Source organism: Alkalibacterium sp. s-m-28 (genome assembly GCF_054658175.1).
In genome coordinates, this window is record NZ_BAAGIQ010000245.1 from 1 (window position 1) to 607 (window position 607).

Genomic DNA, 607 nt, shown 5'->3' on the forward strand with positions numbered 1-607 from the left:
CGAGTAAATTAGATTCATTCAAACAAATCATAGATACTAAGTTAGAAGATCAATGTACCGCTAAAAGTATCTTCAAATTCATACAAAAGAAAGGGTTCGATGGGAGTTACAGTCTTGTTAGAGACTACTGCCGTGGAGTGAAAAAAGAACGGATACAGAAAGCAACTGTACGTGTCGAATATACGCCTGGTCTTTCAGCACAAATCGATTGGAAAGAAGAAATGCGACTCATAAGCAGTCAGGGAGAAGTCTTCCGCTTTAATATTTTTCTTTATATATTGCCCTACTCAAAGAAGAAATTTATTACGCTTACCTTTGATCGTAAACAAGATACATTGTTTGAGTGCATGAATGATGCCTTTTATCACACCGGTGGTGTTCCAGAAGAAATATGGTTCGATAATATGAAAACTGTCGTCGACCGATCACGAACTCAATTCTCTCAGGTTCATTTAAACGATCGCTTCTATTCTTTTAGTAAAGATGCAGGGTTCAGAACAATGGTCTGTCGCCCTTTTCGCCCCCAAACAAAAGGCAGCGTAGAAGCTCTCGCTAGAACAATGGACCGGTTACGGGTTTACAATCATGAATTTTATGATTCGACAGA

Annotated in this window: 1 protein-coding gene; it reads left to right on the plus strand. The window is 38.9% G+C overall.

Annotation, left to right across the window (positions count from 1 at the left end):
- Positions 1-607, plus strand: a 607-nt coding sequence (istA, locus tag ACYQ4S_RS12160) for an IS21 family transposase (protein ID WP_459771423.1), incomplete at both ends; no start/stop codon positions are given.